The 19,139-nt window shown below is 73.4% G+C and carries 14 protein-coding genes; 3 read left to right on the top strand and 11 right to left on the bottom strand.

Features of this window, described 5'->3' with window-relative positions; all coding sequences use genetic code 11:
* Positions 1-24: 24 nt before the first annotated feature.
* Positions 25-672 carry an adenylate kinase family protein gene (locus HD595_RS04215; RefSeq protein WP_253765766.1) on the bottom strand — a complete coding sequence of 216 codons (648 nt, stop codon included), beginning with the start codon at positions 670-672 and terminating at the stop codon, positions 25-27.
* A gap of 232 nt (positions 673-904) precedes the next feature.
* Between HD595_RS04215 and kstD the strand changes: the two genes are divergently transcribed.
* Positions 905-2,710, top strand: coding sequence for a 3-oxosteroid 1-dehydrogenase (gene kstD / locus HD595_RS04220; RefSeq protein ID WP_301309440.1), 1,806 nt, complete (start codon positions 905-907; stop codon positions 2,708-2,710).
* A gap of 60 nt (positions 2,711-2,770) precedes the next feature.
* Here kstD and HD595_RS04225 read toward each other — a convergent pair whose 3' ends face one another.
* The 5 genes from HD595_RS04225 to fxsA all read right to left on the bottom strand — a co-directional run bounded on the left by HD595_RS04225 (position 2,771) and on the right by fxsA (position 7,862).
* A complete protein-coding gene (locus HD595_RS04225) occupies positions 2,771-3,241 on the bottom strand; it encodes a PPOX class F420-dependent oxidoreductase (protein ID WP_253765768.1) in 471 nt (156 codons plus the stop codon).
* A gap of 55 nt (positions 3,242-3,296) precedes the next feature.
* The gene (locus HD595_RS04230; RefSeq protein ID WP_301309441.1) at positions 3,297-4,697 is read right to left on the bottom strand and encodes an MFS transporter; all 1,401 of its coding nucleotides are present in this window, start codon (positions 4,695-4,697) and stop codon (positions 3,297-3,299) included.
* 95 nt (positions 4,698-4,792) lie between these two features.
* Positions 4,793-6,748 (bottom strand): tetratricopeptide repeat protein, encoded by a 1,956-nt coding sequence (locus tag HD595_RS46590; RefSeq protein WP_253765772.1) that lies wholly within the window; start codon positions 6,746-6,748, stop codon positions 4,793-4,795.
* 19 nt (positions 6,749-6,767) lie between these two features.
* A complete protein-coding gene (locus HD595_RS04240; RefSeq protein WP_253765774.1) occupies positions 6,768-7,679 on the bottom strand; it encodes an SIR2 family NAD-dependent protein deacylase in 912 nt (303 codons plus the stop codon).
* Between the two features lie 24 nt (positions 7,680-7,703).
* Positions 7,704-7,862, bottom strand: coding sequence for an FxSxx-COOH cyclophane-containing RiPP peptide (gene fxsA, locus HD595_RS04245; RefSeq protein WP_253765776.1), 159 nt, complete (start codon positions 7,860-7,862; stop codon positions 7,704-7,706).
* Between the two features lie 207 nt (positions 7,863-8,069).
* On the opposite strand from fxsA, the gene fxsT reads away from it, so the two are divergent.
* Entirely contained in the window at positions 8,070-10,586 is a 2,517-nt protein-coding gene (fxsT, locus tag HD595_RS04250) for an FxSxx-COOH system tetratricopeptide repeat protein (RefSeq protein WP_253765778.1), read from the top strand.
* 58 nt (positions 10,587-10,644) lie between these two features.
* On the opposite strand, the gene HD595_RS04255 is transcribed toward fxsT, so the two are convergent.
* Together HD595_RS04255 and HD595_RS04260 are read right to left on the bottom strand one after the other, a co-directional pair.
* The gene (locus tag HD595_RS04255; protein WP_253765780.1) at positions 10,645-12,204 is read right to left on the bottom strand and encodes an aKG-HExxH-type peptide beta-hydroxylase; all 1,560 of its coding nucleotides are present in this window, start codon (positions 12,202-12,204) and stop codon (positions 10,645-10,647) included.
* Complete coding sequence (locus tag HD595_RS04260; protein ID WP_253765782.1) at positions 12,201-13,433, bottom strand: FxsB family cyclophane-forming radical SAM/SPASM peptide maturase; 1,233 nt, start codon at positions 13,431-13,433, stop codon at positions 12,201-12,203. The genes HD595_RS04255 and HD595_RS04260 overlap by 4 nt, the downstream gene beginning before the upstream one ends.
* 185 nt (positions 13,434-13,618) lie before the next feature.
* Here HD595_RS04260 and HD595_RS04265 point away from each other — a divergent pair, with 185 nt between their 5' ends.
* Positions 13,619-14,710, top strand: a complete 1,092-nt coding sequence (locus HD595_RS04265) for a macro domain-containing protein (protein ID WP_253765784.1) — start codon at positions 13,619-13,621, stop codon at positions 14,708-14,710.
* A 58-nt stretch (positions 14,711-14,768) separates the two neighbouring features.
* Here HD595_RS04265 and HD595_RS04270 read toward each other — a convergent pair whose 3' ends face one another.
* The 3 genes from HD595_RS04270 to HD595_RS04280 all read right to left on the bottom strand — a co-directional run bounded on the left by HD595_RS04270 (position 14,769) and on the right by HD595_RS04280 (position 19,098).
* A complete protein-coding gene (locus HD595_RS04270; protein ID WP_253765786.1) occupies positions 14,769-15,662 on the bottom strand; it encodes an N-acetylmuramoyl-L-alanine amidase in 894 nt (297 codons plus the stop codon).
* 71 nt (positions 15,663-15,733) lie between these two features.
* Positions 15,734-18,325, bottom strand: coding sequence for a PEP/pyruvate-binding domain-containing protein (locus tag HD595_RS04275; protein WP_253765788.1), 2,592 nt, complete (start codon positions 18,323-18,325; stop codon positions 15,734-15,736).
* Positions 18,322-19,098: a TetR/AcrR family transcriptional regulator gene (locus HD595_RS04280; protein WP_253765790.1), complete on the bottom strand. Its 777-nt coding sequence runs from the start codon at positions 19,096-19,098 to the stop codon at positions 18,322-18,324. Before HD595_RS04280 ends, HD595_RS04275 begins: the two co-directional genes overlap by 4 nt.
* Positions 19,099-19,139: the final 41 nt, after the last annotated feature.

Below are 19,139 nucleotides of genomic sequence, written 5' to 3' on the forward strand. Positions count from 1 at the left end.
GCCACCGCGCGGGCGGTCACGTGGTCACGGGTGGTACGGCGGCAGGCCCAGGCGCTCGCGGATGGTGCTCTGGATGGCGGCCTTCTCCCCCCGGGCGTCCACGGTCGTGACGTACTCCTTGCCGCGGAACAGCTCCAGCACCGGGTCCGTCTTGTCGTGGTAGTCGCGCAGCCGCACGGCCAGCGCCTCCGGCGTGTCGTCCTCGCGGGCGACCAGCTCGCCGCCGCACACGTCGCAGCGGCCCTCGACCTCGGGGCGGTGGGCGATGAGGTTGTAGTCCATGCCGCAGCGGGAGCACAGGCGCCGGGCCAGCACGCGCCGCCGCACCTCCGCGTCGGGCAGGTCCAGGTGGATCACGCCGTCGATGTCGTAGCTCTCCAGGAAGAACTCCGCCTGCCGCCGGTTGCGCGGGAACCCGTCCACGACGAATCCGTAGTTCCAGTCGTGCTGCTGGAGGCGTTCGCGGACGACGTCCTCGACCAGGTCGTCGCCGACCAGCTCGCCCGCGGCGACGATGCGGCGGACCTGGGCGCCGAGCTTGGTGTGCTGCTTGACGTGCCACCGGAAGATGTCGCCCACGTTGATGTGGGTGAGGTCCAGGTCGCCGGCGAGCAGCTTGCTCTGGGTGCCCTTGCCGCTCCCCTGCACACCCATGATCACGTATTTGCGCATGTCCCATTGTCGGACGCCCGGAGCGGCGGACGTGTCACCGGGGACGGCACGCGCTTCGTGTTGACAGCCGAACCAACCAAGCGCATGCTTCATGCTGTGACGGGGGCCACATCCCCAGCTCGTCCGTAGCGTTCGCACCGGGCGCGAGGTGCCATCGCGGTTGTTCCTCCGGCTGCCGCCGGCGAGCTCTCCGCCGTAGCGGCGCACGCACGTGGAAGGGATCGGATCCAGCATGCCCGAGTCCAGCACGGACCCCACCCCCCAGCCCATCACCCCCGGACCGCCGGCGCTCCCCGCGCCCAGCCGCCGCACGCTGCTGCGGGGCGCCGCCCTGGCCGGCGGCGCGCTGGTCGCCGGCGCCACCCTCGGCCACCCCTCCCCCGCCCGCGCGGAGGCGGAGTACGACGTCGTCGTCGTGGGAGCCGGCGCCGCCGGCATGACCGCCGCGCTGACCGCCGCCAAGCGGGGCCTCAGCGTGGTCGTCGTCGAGAAGGCCCCCGTCTTCGGCGGATCCGCCGCGCGCTCCGGCGCCGGCATCTGGATCCCCAACAACGAGGTCATCCTGGCCGCCGGCGTGCCCGACACCCCGGCCAAGGCCGCCGCCTACCTCGCCCGCGTCGTGGGCGACACGGTGCCCGCCGCGCGGCAGCAGGCGTTCCTCGCCAACGGCCCGGCGATGATCTCGTTCGTCCTGCGCAACAGCCCGCTGCGCTTCCGCTTCATGGAGGGGTACGCCGACTACTATCCCGAGTACCCCGGCGGCATGCCGAACGGCCGCTCCATCGAGCCCGACCAGCTCGACGGCCACATCCTCGGCGCCGAGCTGGCCCGCCTCAACCCCTCCTACATCCCCACCCCGGCCGGCCTGGTCGTCTTCAGCGCCGACTACAAGTGGCTGACGCTGGCCGCCGTCAACCCCAAGGGCCTGGAGGTCAGCGCCGCCTGCCTGGCCCGCGGCACCGCCGCCGCCCTGCGCGGCGAGAAGCCCCTCACCATGGGCCAGGCCCTGGCCGGCGGGCTGCGCGCCGGGCTGCTCGCGGCCGGCGTCCCGGTCTGGCTCAACACCCCGCTCGTGGACCTGCGCATCGAGAACGGCCGCGCCACCGGCGTGCTCGTCAGCCGCGAGGGCACGCAGACGTCGGTCAAGGCCCGCCGCGGCGTCATCGTCGGCTCCGGCGGGTTCGAGCACAGCGCCGCGATGCGCGCGGAGTTCCAGCGCCAGCCCATCGGCACCGACTGGACCGTCGGCGCCGCGTCCAACACCGGCGACGGCATCCGGGCCGGCGAGCGCGCCGGCGCCGCGCTCGACCTCATGGAGGACGCCTGGTGGGGCCCGGCGATCCCGCTGCCCGACGAGCCGTACTTCTGCCTGGCCGAGCGGACCCTGCCCGGCTGCATCCTGGTCAACGGCAAGGGCGAGCGCTTCGTCAACGAGGGCGCGCCGTACAGCGACGTCGTGCACGTCATGTACGACCGCAACACGCCGTCGTCGCCGCACATCCCGGCCTGGCTGATCGTGGACCAGAACTACCGCAACAAGTACCTGTTCAAGGACATCGCGCCGCTGCTGCCGTTCCCCGACTCCTGGTACGACAGCGGGGCCGTGTTCAAGGCGGCGACCGTCGAGCTGCTCGCCCAGAAGATCGGCGTCCCGCAGGCGGCGCTGCGCGCGACGGTCAACCGGTTCAACGGGTTCGCGGTCACCGGCAGCGACGCCGACTTCCACCGCGGCGACAGCGTCTACGACCGCTACTACGCCGACCCGTTCGTCCGGCCGAACCCGTGCCTGGCGCCGCTGTGGCTGCCGCCGTTCTACGCGTTCAAGATCGTCCCTGGTGACCTGGGCACCAAGGGCGGCATGCGGACGGACGCGCGGGCGCGCGTGCTGCGGGCCGACGGGTCGGTCATCGCTGGCCTGTACGCGGCGGGCAACGCGAGCGGCGCCGTCATGGGACACAGCTACGCGGGGGCGGGCTCGACCCTGGGGCCGGCCATGACGTTCGGGTACGTGGCGGCCAACGACATCGCTGCCGGCTGACCCGCTTCGCCGCCCGCTTCCCTCGGGCGGGCGGGCGGCGAAACAGGAGCGTCTCCGAGGTCAGTCGTCCGCGACCAGCCGGGCCGGGAACCCGCCCGTCGAGATCGGCCCCCAGCGCTCGATGTGCAGCCGGATGAGCGACTTGCCCTGCCGCGCCATCGCCGCCCGGTACTCGTCCCAGTCGGGGTGCTCGCCCGCGATGCACCGGTAGTAGTCGACCAGCGCGTCCAGCGCCTCGGGCATGTCCAGCACCTCGGCCCGCCCGTCCACCTGCACGTACGGGCCGTTCCAGTCGTCGGACAGCACGCAGATGGACGTCCGCTCGTCACGCCGCGCGTTGCGGGCCTTGGCGCGTTCCGGATAGGTGGACACCACGATCCGGCCCTCGCCGTCGACCCCGCAGCTCACGGGCGAGAGCTGGGGCCGCCCGTCGGCACGGGTGGTCGCCAGCAGCCCGTGGTGCCTGGGGCGCAGGAACTCCAGCAGGTCGGGCAGATCGACGCGGCGCGCGGTCGCGATGTTCGGAGCCATCGGGGCCTCCCCCTCGTACGTGTCCAGGGCGGGGCCAGGCTACCGGCCGCGGAGCTCAGACGGTGACCTGCTGCGGCTCGTACATGGTGTCCTTGGCGCCACCGCGAGACGTCGAGGGCTCCGCGGCGCCCGCGGACCCCGGCCCGGCCTCCCAGCGGGGGGACAGGCTGCCGCGCAGCCGGCGCACCCACGTGACGAGCGAGGCGATCAGCAGCGTGAGACCCAGCAGCGCGAACACGGTCAGGTGGACGCCGAGGACCATGAGCAGGACGCTGCCGAACAGCGGGCCGGCCGCGGACGCCCCGTAGCTCACCAGCCGGGAGAAGCCGGTGACGCGGGCGATGAGGTCGGGGTGGCTGCGGCTCGTCACCGTCTTGATGGTCACGTTGCTGAGCCCGCCGGCCGCGCCCATGACGACCAGCCCGGCCGCGAAGAACACCGGGGCGTTGGTGAAAGCGATCAGCGCCAGCGACAGCACCCACAGCCAGGCGTGCAGCACGAGCGTGGAGCGCCCCCGCCGGGTCAGCCCGGCGTGGTCGGTCACCTTGCCGACGAGGGGCCTGCGGGCCGTCCAGCCGGCGAGCCACGAGGCGACCCGGCCGCGCCGCGGCGCGACGAGTGAGCCGATGAGCCCGCCCACCCCGCTCGCGGCCAGCACCAGTCCCGTGACGAGCGGGGAGGTGCCGTGGTCCACGCCCGAGGCGATGAAGACGATGACGAGCGCCTGGAAGATCATGTTCGTGGCGGCGGTCAGCCACGTGGCCACCCGCAGGAAGGCGTCGCCGCGTACGACGGTGATGCCCCGGCGGATCTCCTGGAGCAGCGGCGCCCGGTCGCGGGAGGTGAACGACCCGCCGAGCCCGCGCAGTGCCGTGAGAAAGCCGCCGATCAGGACGAGGTTGGCGACGAGCGGTGCGGCGGGCAGCCAGCCGAACAAAAGGCCGCCGAGAGGGCGTCCGGTGAGCACCGCGATGTGCACGCTGCTCTCATGGACGGCCATTGCGTTCCCTATATCCTTTTTGCGGACTATGGCCGAAATAAGAGCGGTTTCGGCGAGCGAGGAAAAGACCGAGAACGCGGCCTCGAAGAATGCGACGGCGAGCAGGTGCCACACGTCGAGCCGCCCCCACATGAGGGCCAGGACGACGCTCGCGATCGCCACCGCCCGCAGGACCTCGCTCCACCTCAGCACCAGGCGTGGATCCCACCGGTCGACCAGGGCGCCGGCCGGAATGTAGAGCAGCGTCGGCACCGTCCAGGCGAACACCACCCATCCCGCCCACACGACGGAACGCCCGTCCAGAACCGCGAGCAACGGATAGACGACGCCGAGCGCCCGAGTGCCGGCCATGGATACGGCCGAACCCAGCCAAAGCCTCCGGAAACCGGGATAAGCGACAAGAACCGCCAGCGGTCCTCGTCTCCTCACCTTACCCTTTATACCGGCAGGAACCATGGAGTGAGTTTCGTCGGGTCCCGGCGGTAACGGGTCAGGACTCACCGCTGAATGCTAATGCACGGGAAACCTTTGTTGATTATGGGATCGCTGATTTAGCCCCGGACCAGGCGCTCCGCCACCTCGACCAGCGGCCGCGGGAGCGGCGGCCGCACGCCGTCCTCCAGGGCGCGGCGGGCCAGGCTCGCGACGTCGTCCCGCCGTCCCGCCGCGTCGCGGATCCGGGCGACCCGGAGCAGCACGGTCACGCTCGTCTCGTGCTCGATGGGGGGCACGAGGTCCAGCGCCTCGTCCACCCGTCCCTCCAGCGCCAGGGCCAGCGCGTAAGCCGTCCGCGCGGACGGCGAGTAGCCCCAGTCCAGGCGCCCGAGGTCGCGCAGCGCCGCCGTCGGGCGGCCGAGGTCGGCCATGATCTCGCCTCGCGCGCGCAGCGCCCGCCGCTCGTCGCCCTCCTCGGCGAGCACGGTGTCCAGCATGTCCACGGCGCCGTTCACGTGCCCGGAGCACCACATCACCCAGGCCAGCTCGACCCTGATGCCCGCGTCGTCGGGACGGCGCAGCGCGGCGGCCTCCAGGTCGCGCAGCGCCGACTCGAACCGTCCCTGCGCCATCTTGATCTGGCTGATGGCCGTCAGCACCCCGGCGACCTGCCCCTCCGCGCCCGGCAGCGACTGGAGCAGGACGGAGGCCCGTCCGTAGTGGTCCACGGCGGTGTCGAGGTCGTCGCCGCGGTAGGCGATGTCGGCGAGCAGTTGCTCCAGGTCCGCCCGCAGACGCTGGTCGGGCCCGCTGTGACGCAGCGCCGTGCGCGCGTGGTCGCGGGCGCGTTCCAGGTAGCCCTCCCGCAGGGCGGCCTCCGCCAGCCGCCGGTACTCCGCCGGGTCCACCCGCCCGGCCGGCGCACGGCTCTCCTCGCCGCGCGTGAGCGCCCGTACGAGGTGGTCGTGGGAGAGCCGCCAGCGGCTCCCGCCCTGGAGCCGCTCCTCCAGCCGGAGCACATGGCGCCCGGCCAGCGCCCTGATCACCGCGTCCGGCAGCCCGGCGCTCTCCGCCGAACCGGCCACCACGTCCTTGCGGCCGCCCTTCTCGTCCACGAACGCCTCGCGCAGCCGCGCCCGCAGCCGCTCCGTCTCGCCGTGGTAGGCGTCGCGGGCGACCTCGTCGATCACGCCGTCGTAGAAGTCGGCCAGGGACCGGGCGACGTCGCCGAGGTCCCGCACGTGCCCGGCGGTGACGACGGAGGCGTCCGGCGGCAGGGCCTCCCACAGCGCGGAGCACACCACCTGGAGCTGCAACGGCTCGACCAGGGGCAGCCGCTCCTCCGTCTCGTCGCCCAGGGGGCTGACCCGCCGGACGGTCAGCAGATCCTCCACGAGCCTCTCCGCCGCGCCCCGCGCGAAGGGGCGTCCGGCCGTCCTCGCCGGGCCGCGGACGGCGGCCGTGGCCGCGGCCGGTTCGAGCGCCTCGACGGCGTACTCGACCGCGCGCCGGAAGACCTTCTCCCGCCGGCTTCTCAGCATCGGCAGCGCGTCCTCGCGCACCACGACGAGCGCGCGCAGGTCGCGGTCGCCCTCCAGCGCGGTGGCGAGCTGGGCGAACAGATCATCGCTCGCCGCCGGGTCACGGCCGGCGGCCAGCAGCGCCTCGGCGCCGTCGACCGCGACGAGCGTGGGCATCGGGTCGCCGTACTGGTCGTGGCGGACGCGCCGCCGCGCCAGGAAGCCGGAGATGGTCACGTCGGAGAGCCCGGACGGCGCCTCGTACGGCAGCCAGGACGAGAGCACGGCGAAGACGTACGGGTTGGACCCGCCCCGCAGCGCGACCGGGACCCGCGTGCCGGACGACACGCGCCCGACGGGCAGCGCGTCCACGACGTCCGGATCGAGCAGCGGCAGCACACCGGCCTGGAGCAGCGAGGTCTTCCCCGCGCCGGCGGGGCCGCTCAGGAAGGTCAGCGAATTGGCCTGCCAGTGGTCGGCCAGCTCGCGCGCCTCCCTGGCCCGCCCGAAGAAGACGTGACGGTCCTCGGGCCGGAACGCGCGCGGCCCCACGTACGGCCCTCCCTGCTGCTCAGCTCTGCTGCGGGGTGTCATCATGTCGTCCCAATCGCCGCCGGAGCTCCCCCGTGAATTCGTCGATTGTCCCCCAGTAGATGGAAATACGCCATTTATCGAAGCGAGCCGCTTGATATTGCATCATCGATGGCCCCGCATCACCTCCCGACGGGTTCACGGACGGCGGGAGCTGAACGCTGACGTGACGCCGCCGGACCATTCCCGGCAGCACCCGTTGCAGGCCGTTGAAGATGGTGCGGAATGTCATGTCGCGCATTCCGTAACCGATGAACAGCAGCGATCTCGTCGTCAGGGCGGCGCGGATGACGGGCGGTATGATCTCGCGGTCGGCCACCAGGCTGGTGATGAACTCCTCGTAGTCGTCGTTGGTCAGGACGATCGACTGCGGCTGGCGCATGCTGCCGTGGAGGTGGTAGATCAGCGGAGAATCGGGGCGCGGATTCCAGCCCGCCTCGCTGCTGAGCAGCTCCTGGCTGTGATTGATCTGGTCATGCCACGGACAAATGGCGACATTTGGCTTTTTGCCGGCGCGGGTCAACGCTTTGAGCAAGAGATCATCATAATTGGTGGTGATGAAGATCGGCAGAGGGAGCTCAGCCAGGAGGGCGTACGGCTCCAGCACCGCGTCCAGGCCGTCCGCCCCCGCCCGGATCTCCTCGCAGATCAGCGACTTCACGTACGGGACGTCGCCGCCGAACCACCACACGAGGTAGTCGGTGACCTCGATGAGATCGCCCGGCCGGTCGTAGGGGTACTTGTACTTCTCGGCCAGCCGCCGGCTCAGCTTCGTCGCGTCCGGGAGGACGCCGGCACCGGCGCCGGCCCCGACGAAAGGCACGCAGTCACCCTTGCTCAACTGATCGACCAGCCGATCCCATTCACCGTCCCGCCACGCGATCTCCGCCATCGCTCACCCAGGTGCCGCCTCCGCTCACATCGCGGAGTTGAACGCGGCGACCGCCTCCCCGTTCCTCGCGACCAGTTGTTCGAGCGCCCGCCTCAGCCTGGCGTTGCCGAGAGCGGGAAGATCGTCGAGGGGCAGATCCGAGACATCGATGAGAACAGCCGTTCCGAACGACTCTTCGCTCATGCGTTTCTCCCTGTGGGCGGTCCGGGCGCCGTATTCGGTCACCCGTTATCCGGTGATACGTGACCTGATATCTGACCGATAAATGGAGATGATCGCTCCCTCGCGATCGTTTCATCGCTATATGCGATTCTGTGACGCGACGCCATGCTATTCAACCTTTAGGATCGCGGTAGCGGAAAACAATCTTCCACATGCGGGAGGTTCCAGATGGTCTCGGTGGGCAACGTCACGACGCCGGAGCGGGCTCCCGAGGTCTGGGGCAAGGTGCCGCCGCGCAACCGCAACTTCACCGGCCGCGAGGAGTTACTGGCGCAGATCAGGCGCAGCATCGGCGAGGTGACCGCCGTCGTCCCGCTCCCGCAGGCGCTGCACGGCCTCGGCGGCGTGGGCAAGACGCAGCTCGCCATCGAGTACTGCTGGCGCTACCGGGGCGAGTACGACGTGGTCTGGTGGATCACGGCCGACCAGAAGGCGCTGGTTCCCCCGGCGCTGGCGGCGCTCGCGCCGCGCCTCGGCGTCGCCCACGCCGACACGGTGGGCGTGGACGAGTCGGCGGAGGCGGTTCGCGAGGCGCTGGAGCGCGGCGACCCGTACGGCCGGTGGCTGCTGGTCTTCGACAACGCCGACCAGCCGGAGTCCATCAAGGGCTACATCCCCGCCAACGGCCACGTCCTCATCACCTCGCGCAACACCCGCTGGGACACCGCGGCCGAGACCGTGTCGGTGGACGTGTTCGCCCGCGAGGAGAGTGTCGAGTTCCTGACCAAGCGCCTGCCCAGGATCGGCCTCGCCGACGCCGAGCGGGTCGCCGACGCCCTGGGCGATCTCCCCCTCGCGCTGGAGCAGGCCAGCTCGCTGATGACGCAGACCGCGATCTCCGTGGACGAATACCTGACGCAGCTCGAGAAGAACACCCGCGAGCTGCTGGCCGTGGGCCGGCCGACCGAGTACCCGACGTCCATGACGGCCGCCTGGCGGCTGTCGGTGACCCACCTGCAGGCCCGCCGTCCCGAAGCCATCGACATCCTGCGCTGCTGCGCGTTCTTCGGCCCGGAGCCCATCCCGCGCGACGTGTTCCGCCCGGGCGGCGGCCCTCTCCCGGCCGGCCTGAGCGAGCTGCTGTCCAGCCCCATCGAGCTGAGCAAGGCGATCGGCGAGCTCAACCGCTTCGCGCTGGCCCGCATCGACTCCGACAGCCGCACCCTCCAGGTCCACCGGCTGATCCAGGCGCTGCTCCGCGACGATCTGGACGCGACGGAGCAGGCCGCGACCCGGCACGTCGTCCACCGGCTGCTGGCCAACGGCGCCCCGCGCGACCCCGACGACAACACCACCTGGCCCCGTTGGGCCGAGCTCGTGGGTCACCTGCGGCCCTCGCTGGTGGCCGACTGCGAGGACGACGAGGTCCGCGCGTTCGCCATCAAGGTCATGCGCTACCTCTACCGGCGGGGCGACTACCGCACCGCCCGCGACATCGCCGAGCAACTGCTGGAGAAGTGGACGCAGAACTCGGGGCCGGACGACCCCGACGTGCTGGCCGTCCGCCGGCACCTCGGCAACGTGCTGTGGCAGCTCGGCGAGTACGACACCTCGTACCGGCTGAACGAGGAGACGCTGAGTCTCATGCGCCGCACGCTCGGCCCCGAGCACGAGGAGACGCTGGGCGTCATCAACAACTTCGGCGCGAACCTGCGCGCCAGCGGAGACTTCGGTCAGGCCGCCGAGGAGGACGCGAACTCCCGCGAACTCCACGAGAAGGTCTTCGGCAAGGACGATCCGCGCACGCTGCGCGTGATCGGCAACCTCGCGCTCGACTACGCCCTCACCAGCGACTACACGACCGCGCGCAAGGAGCACGAGCACACCTACCTGGAGCAGACGAGCGGCTCCGGCGGGGCGAGCCGCTGGGACATCCTCAACACGATGACCGGCCTGGCGCGGGTGGTGCGGCTGTGCGGCGACTTCTCCGACGCCTGCGACATCGGCGCGGAGGCGTACGACTACGGGCGCACCGAGCTGAGCCCCGACCACCCGCTGACGCTGAAGGCGGGCAAGGACCTGTCCATCGCCCTGCGGATGCGGGGCGACCTCGCCGAGGCGCGCGAGCTGGCGGAGCTCACCCACAGCCGGCTGAGCGCCCTGTTCGGCATGCGCAACCCCGACACCCTGGCCGCCGCCGTCAACCTGGCCAACGTCCTGCGCCGGATGGGCGAGCTGGAGGACGCCTTCCGCCTGACGAAGGAGACGGCCTCCAGGTACGCCGAGGTCTACGGTGCGGGGCATCCCTACACGCACGGCTGCCGGCTCAACCTGGCCCTGCTGCACCGGCTGCGGGGCCGGCCGGACGAGGCGCGGGCGCTGAACGAGGAGGTGCGCGAGGCCCTGCTGCGGCGCCTCGGCCCCAAGCACGACTACGTGCTGAGCTGCGCCATCAACCTCGCCAGCGATCTGTCCGTGCTCGGCGAGCACGCCGCGGCCAGGGATCTCGGCCGGCAGGTCCTGGGCGACCTGGCCACGCACTTCGACCGCGACCACTACATCACGTTCTCCGCCACCCACAACCTCGTCCTGGACCTGCGGGCGACGGGGGAGCTGGAGGAGGCCGCCCGCCTGGACGCCGAGATGCGCGGCCGGCTCAGGCTCGACGACACCTCCTCTGACCACCGCCGGGAGATCCTGGCGGGCGGGCGCGTCGACATGGACTTCGACCCGCCGCCGCTCTGACGGTCGCCGCTCCGGCCGCCGCCGCTCCGGCCGTCGCCGCCCTCGGGAGGGCGCGGCGCTAGGAGTGGGCGGCGTTCCAGCGGGCGCGGTGGCGGTCGGACTCGTGGCGGGCCGCCGCGTCCGCCCGCTCCCGCGCGGGCTCCTTCAGCCAGCCCTCCAGCGTGCCGCGCATGCCCGCCACGAACGCCTCCCCCGCCTCCGTCAGCAGCCCGCTCGCCGCGAGCGTCCCCGTGGCCTCGTACGCCGCCTCCCGCCAGCGGGCGAACTCGACCTCGGCGCGGAACCGGTCCTGCTCGTCCGCCGGCAGGTTCCTCTGCCGCCGCCAGAACCCGGTCACGCCCAGGAAGGCGTACGCGCCGTGGAGCAGACCGTGCGCGGGCCGGGGGTCGTCGCGCCACGGGGCGTAGAAGCGGCGCCCGTCGTCCGGCCGCAGCAGCGGGACGAGGGTCAGCAGCGCGCCCAGCTTGGCGTGCTGCACCTCGTGGGCGAACGTGGCGGCCAGCCACAGCCCGTCGGGCGGCGCCGACAGGGCGAGCGTGCCGAAGTGGTCGCCCGAGGAGGCGCTGCGCGTGCGGTCACGCTCGGGCGCGTCGATCGGGGTGAGGACCGTGACGATCGCGGCGGTCTCCTCGGCCAGGGTGCGGTGGCCGGCCTGGAGGAGGCGCCAGGCGTCGCGCAGGCGCGCCGCGAGGGTCTCGCGTTCGGGGCCGGGCAGGGGGCCGCGCCGGACCGAACCGGCCGGCCAGCGGTACGGGTCGAGGTCGTCGAGGAGGACGGCGAGCCGCCGCCCGCCGGTCTCGGCGGTCAGGCGGTGGAGCCGGCACCAGGCGGGCGGCTCCGCGTCCGCGCCCGGGGCCGTCCCGCGGCGACGCCCAGCCGCCTCGCCCGCGGCGGCCTTGTCAGCCCCGGCCATCCCGGCCCCGGTCACTTCGGCCGCGGTCAGGTCGGCCGCGGTCAGGTCGGCGACGGTCACCTCGGCCGGGCCCGCGGTCAGGCGGTCTCCGGGGCGCACGGTGAGGCGTACGAGGCCGTCCTCTCCCGGCACGGCGAGGCGTCCCAGGGACGGCAGTGTGAGGTGCCCGGCGGCGACCGGCGCCTCCCCCTCGTACGGCAGCCCCGCCCGGACCGCCGCCGCCGCGGCCACGGCCCCCAGCCGCGCCGGATCATGCCCACCCCACGCCACCGCGCCCGTCCCTCGCAGGGCCGCCGCGCCCGCCTCAAGCGGGCCGGTCTCGCCCGCCTCCAGCGCACCCGCCGTGCCCGCCTTCAGTGGGACCGCGCCCGCCTCCAGTGGGCCCGCCGCGCCCGTCCCCAGCAGCAGGGCGCCGGCTGTGGCGCGGGCCCACGCCCCCACCGCCGGATAGCGGATCAGCGTGTCCACCGCCGCCGGCGCCGTCCGCTCCAGGGCGGCCAGCGCCGCGTACGCCCGCTCCGCCGCCCCCGCGTGCGGGTGGCCGGCCCGCCTGGCCGCCTCCACCACCCCGAGGATCAGCAGCATGTGCCGGCCCCGCTCGGAGGCGCGCAGATGACCGGCCGCGGCGGCCCCGCCGCCGCCCCGCGCAAGGGCCGCGAACGCCTCGGCCGGCAGCGCGCCACAAGCACCCGGCCCCGCCGTCATGCCCCCTCCACAGGTGCGGGCGGTCGCCGCAGGTCGGCGACCACGCGTGAGCGGATGTGCCCGATCAGCCGGTACAGGTCCGCGCAGTACACCGACGGGTTGCGGAACCCGGTACCCGCCCGGTACCGGTGCGGGTACAGCCCCGCCCCACAAACCCGCCCGAACCTGCACGCCCGGCACTCCTCGCCCAGCGCGGCCCAGCCGAGCTGCCGCGCCACCATGCCCGGGTGCCGCAGCGCCTCGTCGAACGGGTGGTCGGCGATGTTGAGCCCCGTCGCGGCGGCGCCGTGGCCGACGACCTTGAGCGAGTCGGTCTGCTCCACGGTGCCGTCGGTCTCGACCACCACCAGGGTCGCCGGCGTCAGGCCCACGGCCTCGCTCGCCGACGCGCCGCCGAGCAGCAGCCGGATGATCTCGTGGAACAGCCTGACCACCGTCTCGTCCCGGTCGGAGCCGTACCAGCGGTCGAAGATCGCGATCAGCCAGTCGCCGTAGGGGGCGCGGCTCTGGTCGGGGGTGCGCTCCGGCGGGGGCGACTCCCAGGTGCCGTGCGGCAGCAGCAGGTCGATCACGGGCGGGTCGAACGCGATGAGCGACTCGTACGTCTCCACGGGGTCGTTGGCCAGGTCGACCGTGCAGAGCAGCCCCGCGTACAGGTGGCGGTAGGCGGGGCGGGTCAGCAGGCGCAGGGCGGCGGCGACGGCGGCGTGGGTGCCGCGCCCGTCGGCGTAGCGGCGGTTGCGGTCGTGGGCGCGCGGGCTGCCGTCGAGGCTGACGCCGACCTTGAGGTCCAGCTCGTGGAAGGCGCTCAGCGCCCGCTCGTCGAGCAGCACGGCGTTGGTCTGGACGGCCGCGTCCACCCGCACGTCGGGGGCCGCCTCGGCGCGGATGAGGCGGATCGCGTCGGCCAGGTACGCGTACCCGGCCAGCAGCGGCTCGCCGCCGTGCAGGATGACCCGGACGGAGCGGAGCCGGTGGGCGCGGGCGTGCTCGGCGATGCGGCGCGCGGCGGCGGCCACGACGGCGGACGACATGACCATCGGCTGGGAGCGCCAGCTCTGGTCGCCGAGCGTGTAGACGTAGCAGTAGTCGCAGGCGAGGTTGCACCTGCTGTGCATCTTGAGCAGGAACTGCCGGAAGGGGCGGGGGCGCCAGCCGTCCGCGACGAGCCCGTCGACGTCGAGCGTGGCGGGCCACTCACGCCCTGGCCGCGCCGCGCCGGATTTCATCGAGAAACCACTCCCGTGAGCCCGAAAGCATGAGCAAATACCGATGGTAACCGGGCCGCGGATGAATGGATACCGGCATCCCGCCGGGATTAGAGTAATTCCCTGTTCCCGTCACGCGGGCGCTTTCTCGTACGGTCCGCAAAAACCGGATAAGGCCGTTCCGATATCCGGGTGGGGAGGCGCGGATGAAAGCGGAGCCGGTGGTTCTGGCCACGGCGGCGTTCAGTCTTCTCGTGGGTCTCGGCGGGTACGCCTGGCGGTCGCGGCGCGGCGACGGGGGCGGCTTCGAGCGGGCCTATGTGGTGTCCTGGCTGCTGATCTCGCTGTTCCCGGTGCTGCTGATCTTCTCGTTCTTCCCGCAGAGCGAGTTCTCGGCCGGGGTCAAGGGCGCCACCGCGACGGGCGCGGTGGCGCTGTTCGTGTTCCTGTGGTGGTACGGCACGCGCACCACCCGGGCCGCCGCCACGGTGGACCGGCTGCGCGCGGAGCTGGCCGGGCGCACCCGGGAGGCCGAGGAGCTGCGGGCGCGGCTGCGGCTGCCCTCGCCCATCGAGGAGACCAGGACGTACGAGTACGTCCTGGACGGCGCCCCCGACCGGCGGCTCGTCGTGATCACCGGCGACCTGCGCGGCGTCAAGGGCGTGGACGTCTGGGTCAACTCGGAGAACACGGACATGCAGATGTGCCGGTTCCACGAGACCTCCATCTCGGCGATCATCCGGTACGAGGGCGCCCGGCGCGACCCGGTGACCGGCCGGGTCGTGGAGGACCTGGTGGCCGACGAGCTGCGCGAGCGGCTCGGCGGCCAGCCGTCGGTGGAGCCCGGGTCGGCGGTCGTCACCGGGGCCCACGGGCTGGCCGAGCGGTACGGCGTCATGGGCGTGGTCCACGCGGCGGCCGTGCACGGCACGGGCGCCGGATACGGCCAGGTCGGCAACCTGGCCGCCTGCGTGCGCAACGCCCTGGCGCGGGCCGGGGAGGTGCGCGACGGCGAGCGCCGGGCGGGGTCGGCGCTGCTGCCGATCCTCGGGGCGGGCACGGGCGGCGCGGCGGTCGAGGCCACGGTCCGCACGATGGTCAACGCCATCGTGGGTCACCTGGCGGGCCCGCCGGAGCCGCGGGTGCGGTCGGTGTACCTGCTCGCCTACACCGACGCCGAGCTGGCGGCCTGCGAGAGGGCGCTGGACGAGTGCGAGCGGTTACGGCCGGCGTTCACCCGGCCGAGACCGAAACGGCGTTCCCGGAGAACCGGAAGGGGCCCGCGAACCACGTCGTGAAAGAGACGCACAAGGGATCCGAAAAGGCGCGCGGCGATTCCCCGCGAATACGCCGCGTTCATCCCTTGAGGTACCGGGTCATCCCGGCCGCGAGCGCCGCGGCCATGCGTTGCCGGAACCGCGGGTCGGACATCTTGGCGGCGTCGCCGCGGTTGCGCATGTTCCCGCACTCGATGAACACCGCCGGCCGCGTCGACAGGTTGAGCCCGCCCAGGTCGGTGCGGACCGACAGGCCGTTCCTGGCGGTGTAGGTGGCGTACGGCAGGCCGGTGAGGCGGTGGAAGGCGTCGCGCACGTCGAGCCCCAGCCGCCGGGACGGGCGGATGATGGCGTCGTTGTGGCCCGCGACGAGGCCGGGCAGGATCACGTGGAAGCCGTGTCCGGAGGCGACCGCCCCGTCGCCGTGGACGGACAGGACGGCGTCGGCCCTGGCCTTGTTGCCGATGGCGGCCCGCTCGGTGACGCACGGGCCGACGCCCTCGTCGTCCGGCCGGGTGAGCACCACCTTGGCGCCCTCGGCGAGGAGCAGCGGGCGCAGGCGGCGGGCGACGTCCCAGGTGAAGGCGTGCTCGGGGTATCCGGCGTCCGTGCTGGTGCCGGTGGTGTTGCACGGCTTGCGGCCGGTGATGACGTCGACCTGGCGGTTGATCTGAGCGGGGTGGGCGGCGTTGCCGCCGTTGTGGCCGGGGTCGATCACGACGACCTTCCCGGCCAGCGGCCTGCCGGCCCGCTCGCCCTGGGGCCCGGTGGGCGTCCCCGGGGCGCCTTGGGGCCCCGCGCTTGGGGAGCGCGCGCCCTGGGGCTCGGTGAGCGGCGCCCGCGCGGCCGGCGACCGCGTGCCGGGCGGCGTGGTCGCCTCGCGGGCGGGCGGGCTCGCGCCGCCGCCGCATGCCGTGGCCAGTGTCGCCACCAGCGCGGCGGCGATCGCCGGTGCCGTCCCGTCGGCGCGCATGCCTCAGACCGTACCGGCCGCCCGCGCACGCCCCGGTCTACGTAACGCCCGGATTGGGAAGATCTTGACGATCAGGGCAGCAGCTCTACGGTCCCCCTCTCCCCGTCCACGCGCACGCGGTCGCCGTCGCGCAGCCGCATGGTGGCGTTGCCCGTCCCCACGACGGCCGGGATGCCGAGCTCCCTGGCCACGATCGAGGCGTGCGACAGCGGCGCCCCCATGTCGGTCACGACGGCCGCCGCGCGCGGGAACATGGGCGTCCACCCCACGTTCGTCAGCGTCGTGACCAGGATCTCGCCGGCCCGCAGCCGCTCGCCGTCCTCGGGGCCGGACAGCACCCGCACCACGCCCTCCACGACGCCCGGCGCGCCGGGGAAACCGGTCACGGTGTCGGCGGCGGGCGCGGACGCGCCGCGCGCGTCGTACACGTCGCCGCGCCGGTCCGGGTCCGCCGCCCAGCGCACCGGGTCGAACGGGCCGACGATCAGCGCCGGGTACGGGGGCAGCGCGGCGTACCGCTCGTACGTGGCACGCCGCACCGGGACGCGGGCCAGCGGCCCGGACGAGCCGCGCAGCACGGCGAGGATCTCCTCCAGGTGCAGGAAGAACAGGTCGTCGCCGTGCCCGGTCAGCTCACCGGCGCGCACCACGAACGCGCGCAGCACCCAGAACGCCCGGATGACCTCGGAGCGCGTGGCCTCGCGGTCGCGCACCACCTGGTTCCAGCGGCGGACCCGCTCCCGCATCCGCGCCACCCGGCGCGGATAGCGGCGGGCGAAGCGCTCCCAGGCGGCGTCGCGGGCCTCCTTCTGGCGTTCGAGCAGCGCCCGCGTGCCCTCGGCGGCGTCGCGCAGGCCGGCCAGCGCCGCGTCGATCCAGGCGGGGTCCTCGCCGGGCCGCGGCAGGGACACCTCGAACTCGTGCGGCCCGCGATGCCCGTAGGTCCTGGCCCAGGTGTCGCGGTCGATCTCGCCGGCGGCCAGCCAGGCCAGGCCGGTGACCGGCCCGAGACTGGCCAGCTCGCCGCCGGCGCCCGCGCCGGTCAGCATGGCCTCGGCCTCGACCTCGCCCACCAGGCGGCGCAGCTTGTCGCGGGTCCACACGAGCGTCGCGCCGCCCTGGCGGCCGGCCGCCTCCAGCATGCGGCAGGCGGTGACGAGGTGCGGCTCGATCTCGTCCGCCCAGAGCGCGGCCAGCTCGGGGCCGGTCGCGGTGGCGGCGATCCGGGCCCGCAGTTCCTCGCACCGCCGCTGGGAGGTGGCGAGGAACGCGGGCATGCCCCTGAGGTTGTCGCGCACGCGGCGGCGCAGGTTCAACGCCATGGGCAGCGTCCGTCTGATGATCTCCCAGCGGGAGGTCGTCAGCAGCGGCACGTCGAGGCCGGGCGGCAGCTTGCCGAAGACCTGCTCCACGGCGCCGAGCCGGCTCTCCATGCCGAGGGCGCGGGCGATGGAGAAGGTCACGCTGAGGTTCATGTAGAAGCGGCCGCCGATGTTGCCGACCAGGTCGAAGCCGGGCAGCGTCGAGGCGTGCATCGCCTCGTGGATGAACAGGCGGACGAACGACCAGGTCGCGGGCGTCATCACGTCGGGGATGGCCTCGCCGAGGTTGCCGGCGGTCCACAGCTCGCCGCCCTTGAGGCTGTCGTTCCACTCCTCGACCTCGGGGGCGAGATTGGTGATGGGCCGCGCCTGGAGGATGAACAGCTCGCCGTCGCGGCGGGCCCACTCCACGTCCATCGGTGTGCCGTACAGCTCCTGGATCCGGGACCCCAGCTCCGCCAGCCGTACGGCCTGCTGATCGTCCAGCACCGGACGGTGGCGCAGCTCGGCGGGCACGGGCCGCTCCCGGGTGCCGCCGGGGACGCGCGCGGTCATCACGGCCTTGTCGCCGATCCGGGTCTCGGTCACGGCGCCGCCCGACACGACGACCGTGTCGGGCGTGACCTGGCCGCCGACGACGGCCTCGCCGAGCCCCCAGGAGGCGTTGACGACGGTACGGTCGCGGGCGCCGGTGACGGGGTCGGCGGTGAACATGACGCCCGCCGCGTCGGCGTCGACGAGCTCCTGCACCACCACGGCCAGGGCCACGTCGTCGTGCGGCACGCCGTTGTGCTCCCGGTAGGCGACGGCGCGCTCGTTCCACAGCGACGCCCAGCAGCGTTTCACCGCGTCGAGCAGCCCGTCGCGCTCGACGCCGAGATAGGTGTCCTGCTGGCCGGCGAACGACATGTCCGGCAGGTCCTCGGCGGTGGCGGACGAGCGGACGGCGACGACCGCCCGTCCGTCGCCGAGCGCGTCGTAGGCGGCGCGGATCTCGGCGGCCAGGCCGGGCGGCATCTCCCGCCGCTCGAACAGCTCGGCGACGCGGGCGGGGTGGCCGGCGGCATCGCGGGCGGTGTCGCGGGAGGCGTCGCGGACCGTGTCGTGGGAGGCGTCGCGGACCGTGTCGCGGGTGGCGGCGCGGGAGGTGTCGTGGCGTACGGCGGCCTCGGCGAGCTGCTCGCGGAAGCCCGCCGTGAACTCCCGGTAGGCGGCCGTGGTGATGTGGAACCCGCCGGGCACGGGCAGCCCGGCGCGGCTCAGTCGCGCCAGCGAGGCGCCCTTGCCGCCCACCGTCTCCAGGTCGGCGCCCTCGTCGTCGAACGGCAGCACGGCCTTCATGCCCGGCTCCCCTCTGCGCCGGTGACGGCGTCCATGGTCTCCAGGGGGACGTCCAGGGACGCCGCCAGTTTGGTCAGCGCGATCTCGCGCATGCCGGCGAGGTAGCCGGCGGTGGCCTGCCGGACGGCGCGGGCGCCCTCGTCTTCCAGGGGCGTGCCCGAGCCGATGGCCAGGTCCACGGTCTCGGCGATCAGGGCGGGCAGCCGCTCCTCCGCGGGCTCGGACCCGGGCGGCAGCATGCCCCGCGTCATGAGGAACCCGTAGAGCACGGCGCTCAGCACGGAGACCCGCTCCTCCGGCGTGGGGCCGGGACGCAGCGCGCCGTGCCGGCCGAGCACCGCCAGGTAGCCCTCGAACGCGGCCAGCTGCCCCGCCAGGACCTGGGAGGCGTCCGCCGCGCCGAGCCGCTTCTGCCGTACGAGCTTGCCCAGCACCTCGGAGTCGCCCGTCATCAGCGCCGTCATCAGCGGCCGGCGCAGCAGGCCCGCGGCGAGCTCGCGGACCAGCTCGCGCAGCGTGGCGGGCGCGGCGGCGGCCACCTCCTCCAGCATGCCCACCCGGTCGCGGCGCAGCAGCGCCGAGAACAGCGCCTCCCGGGTCTTCCAGTGCAGGTAGATCGTGCCCTTGGCGACACCCGCGCCCCGGGCCACGTCGTCGATCGTCGTCTTGTCGTAGCCCCAGCGCAGGATCAGCTCCGCGGCGGCGTCGAGGATCCGGTGCGCCCGCTCCAGCCGGCTCGCCGGATCCTGCGGGGGCCTTCCCGTCCTGACCATGTCGTCTCACCCCAGTTTCGTGACTGGATAAGACTATGTGG

This window comes from Nonomuraea roseoviolacea subsp. carminata, assembly GCF_024172185.1.
In the GTDB taxonomy this organism is placed as follows: domain Bacteria; phylum Actinomycetota; class Actinomycetes; order Streptosporangiales; family Streptosporangiaceae; genus Nonomuraea; species Nonomuraea roseoviolacea.

Coding starts and splice junctions, on each gene's coding strand:
- HD595_RS04215 (WP_253765766.1), bottom strand. CDS start 672: ATGCGCAAATACGTGATCATGGGTGTGCAGGGGAGCGGCAAGGGCACC.
- kstD (WP_301309440.1), top strand. CDS start 905: ATGCCCGAGTCCAGCACGGACCCCACCCCCCAGCCCATCACCCCCGGA.
- HD595_RS04225 (WP_253765768.1), bottom strand. CDS start 3,241: ATGGCTCCGAACATCGCGACCGCGCGCCGCGTCGATCTGCCCGACCTG.
- HD595_RS04230 (WP_301309441.1), bottom strand. CDS start 4,697: ATGGTTCCTGCCGGTATAAAGGGTAAGGTGAGGAGACGAGGACCGCTG.
- HD595_RS04240 (WP_253765774.1), bottom strand. CDS start 7,679: ATGGCGGAGATCGCGTGGCGGGACGGTGAATGGGATCGGCTGGTCGAT.
- fxsA (WP_253765776.1), bottom strand. CDS start 7,862: ATGAGCGAAGAGTCGTTCGGAACGGCTGTTCTCATCGATGTCTCGGAT.
- fxsT (WP_253765778.1), top strand. CDS start 8,070: ATGGTCTCGGTGGGCAACGTCACGACGCCGGAGCGGGCTCCCGAGGTC.
- HD595_RS04255 (WP_253765780.1), bottom strand. CDS start 12,204: ATGACGGCGGGGCCGGGTGCTTGTGGCGCGCTGCCGGCCGAGGCGTTC.
- HD595_RS04260 (WP_253765782.1), bottom strand. CDS start 13,433: ATGAAATCCGGCGCGGCGCGGCCAGGGCGTGAGTGGCCCGCCACGCTC.
- HD595_RS04265 (WP_253765784.1), top strand. CDS start 13,619: ATGAAAGCGGAGCCGGTGGTTCTGGCCACGGCGGCGTTCAGTCTTCTC.
- HD595_RS04270 (WP_253765786.1), bottom strand. CDS start 15,662: ATGCGCGCCGACGGGACGGCACCGGCGATCGCCGCCGCGCTGGTGGCG.
- HD595_RS04275 (WP_253765788.1), bottom strand. CDS start 18,325: ATGAAGGCCGTGCTGCCGTTCGACGACGAGGGCGCCGACCTGGAGACG.
- HD595_RS04280 (WP_253765790.1), bottom strand. CDS start 19,098: ATGGTCAGGACGGGAAGGCCCCCGCAGGATCCGGCGAGCCGGCTGGAG.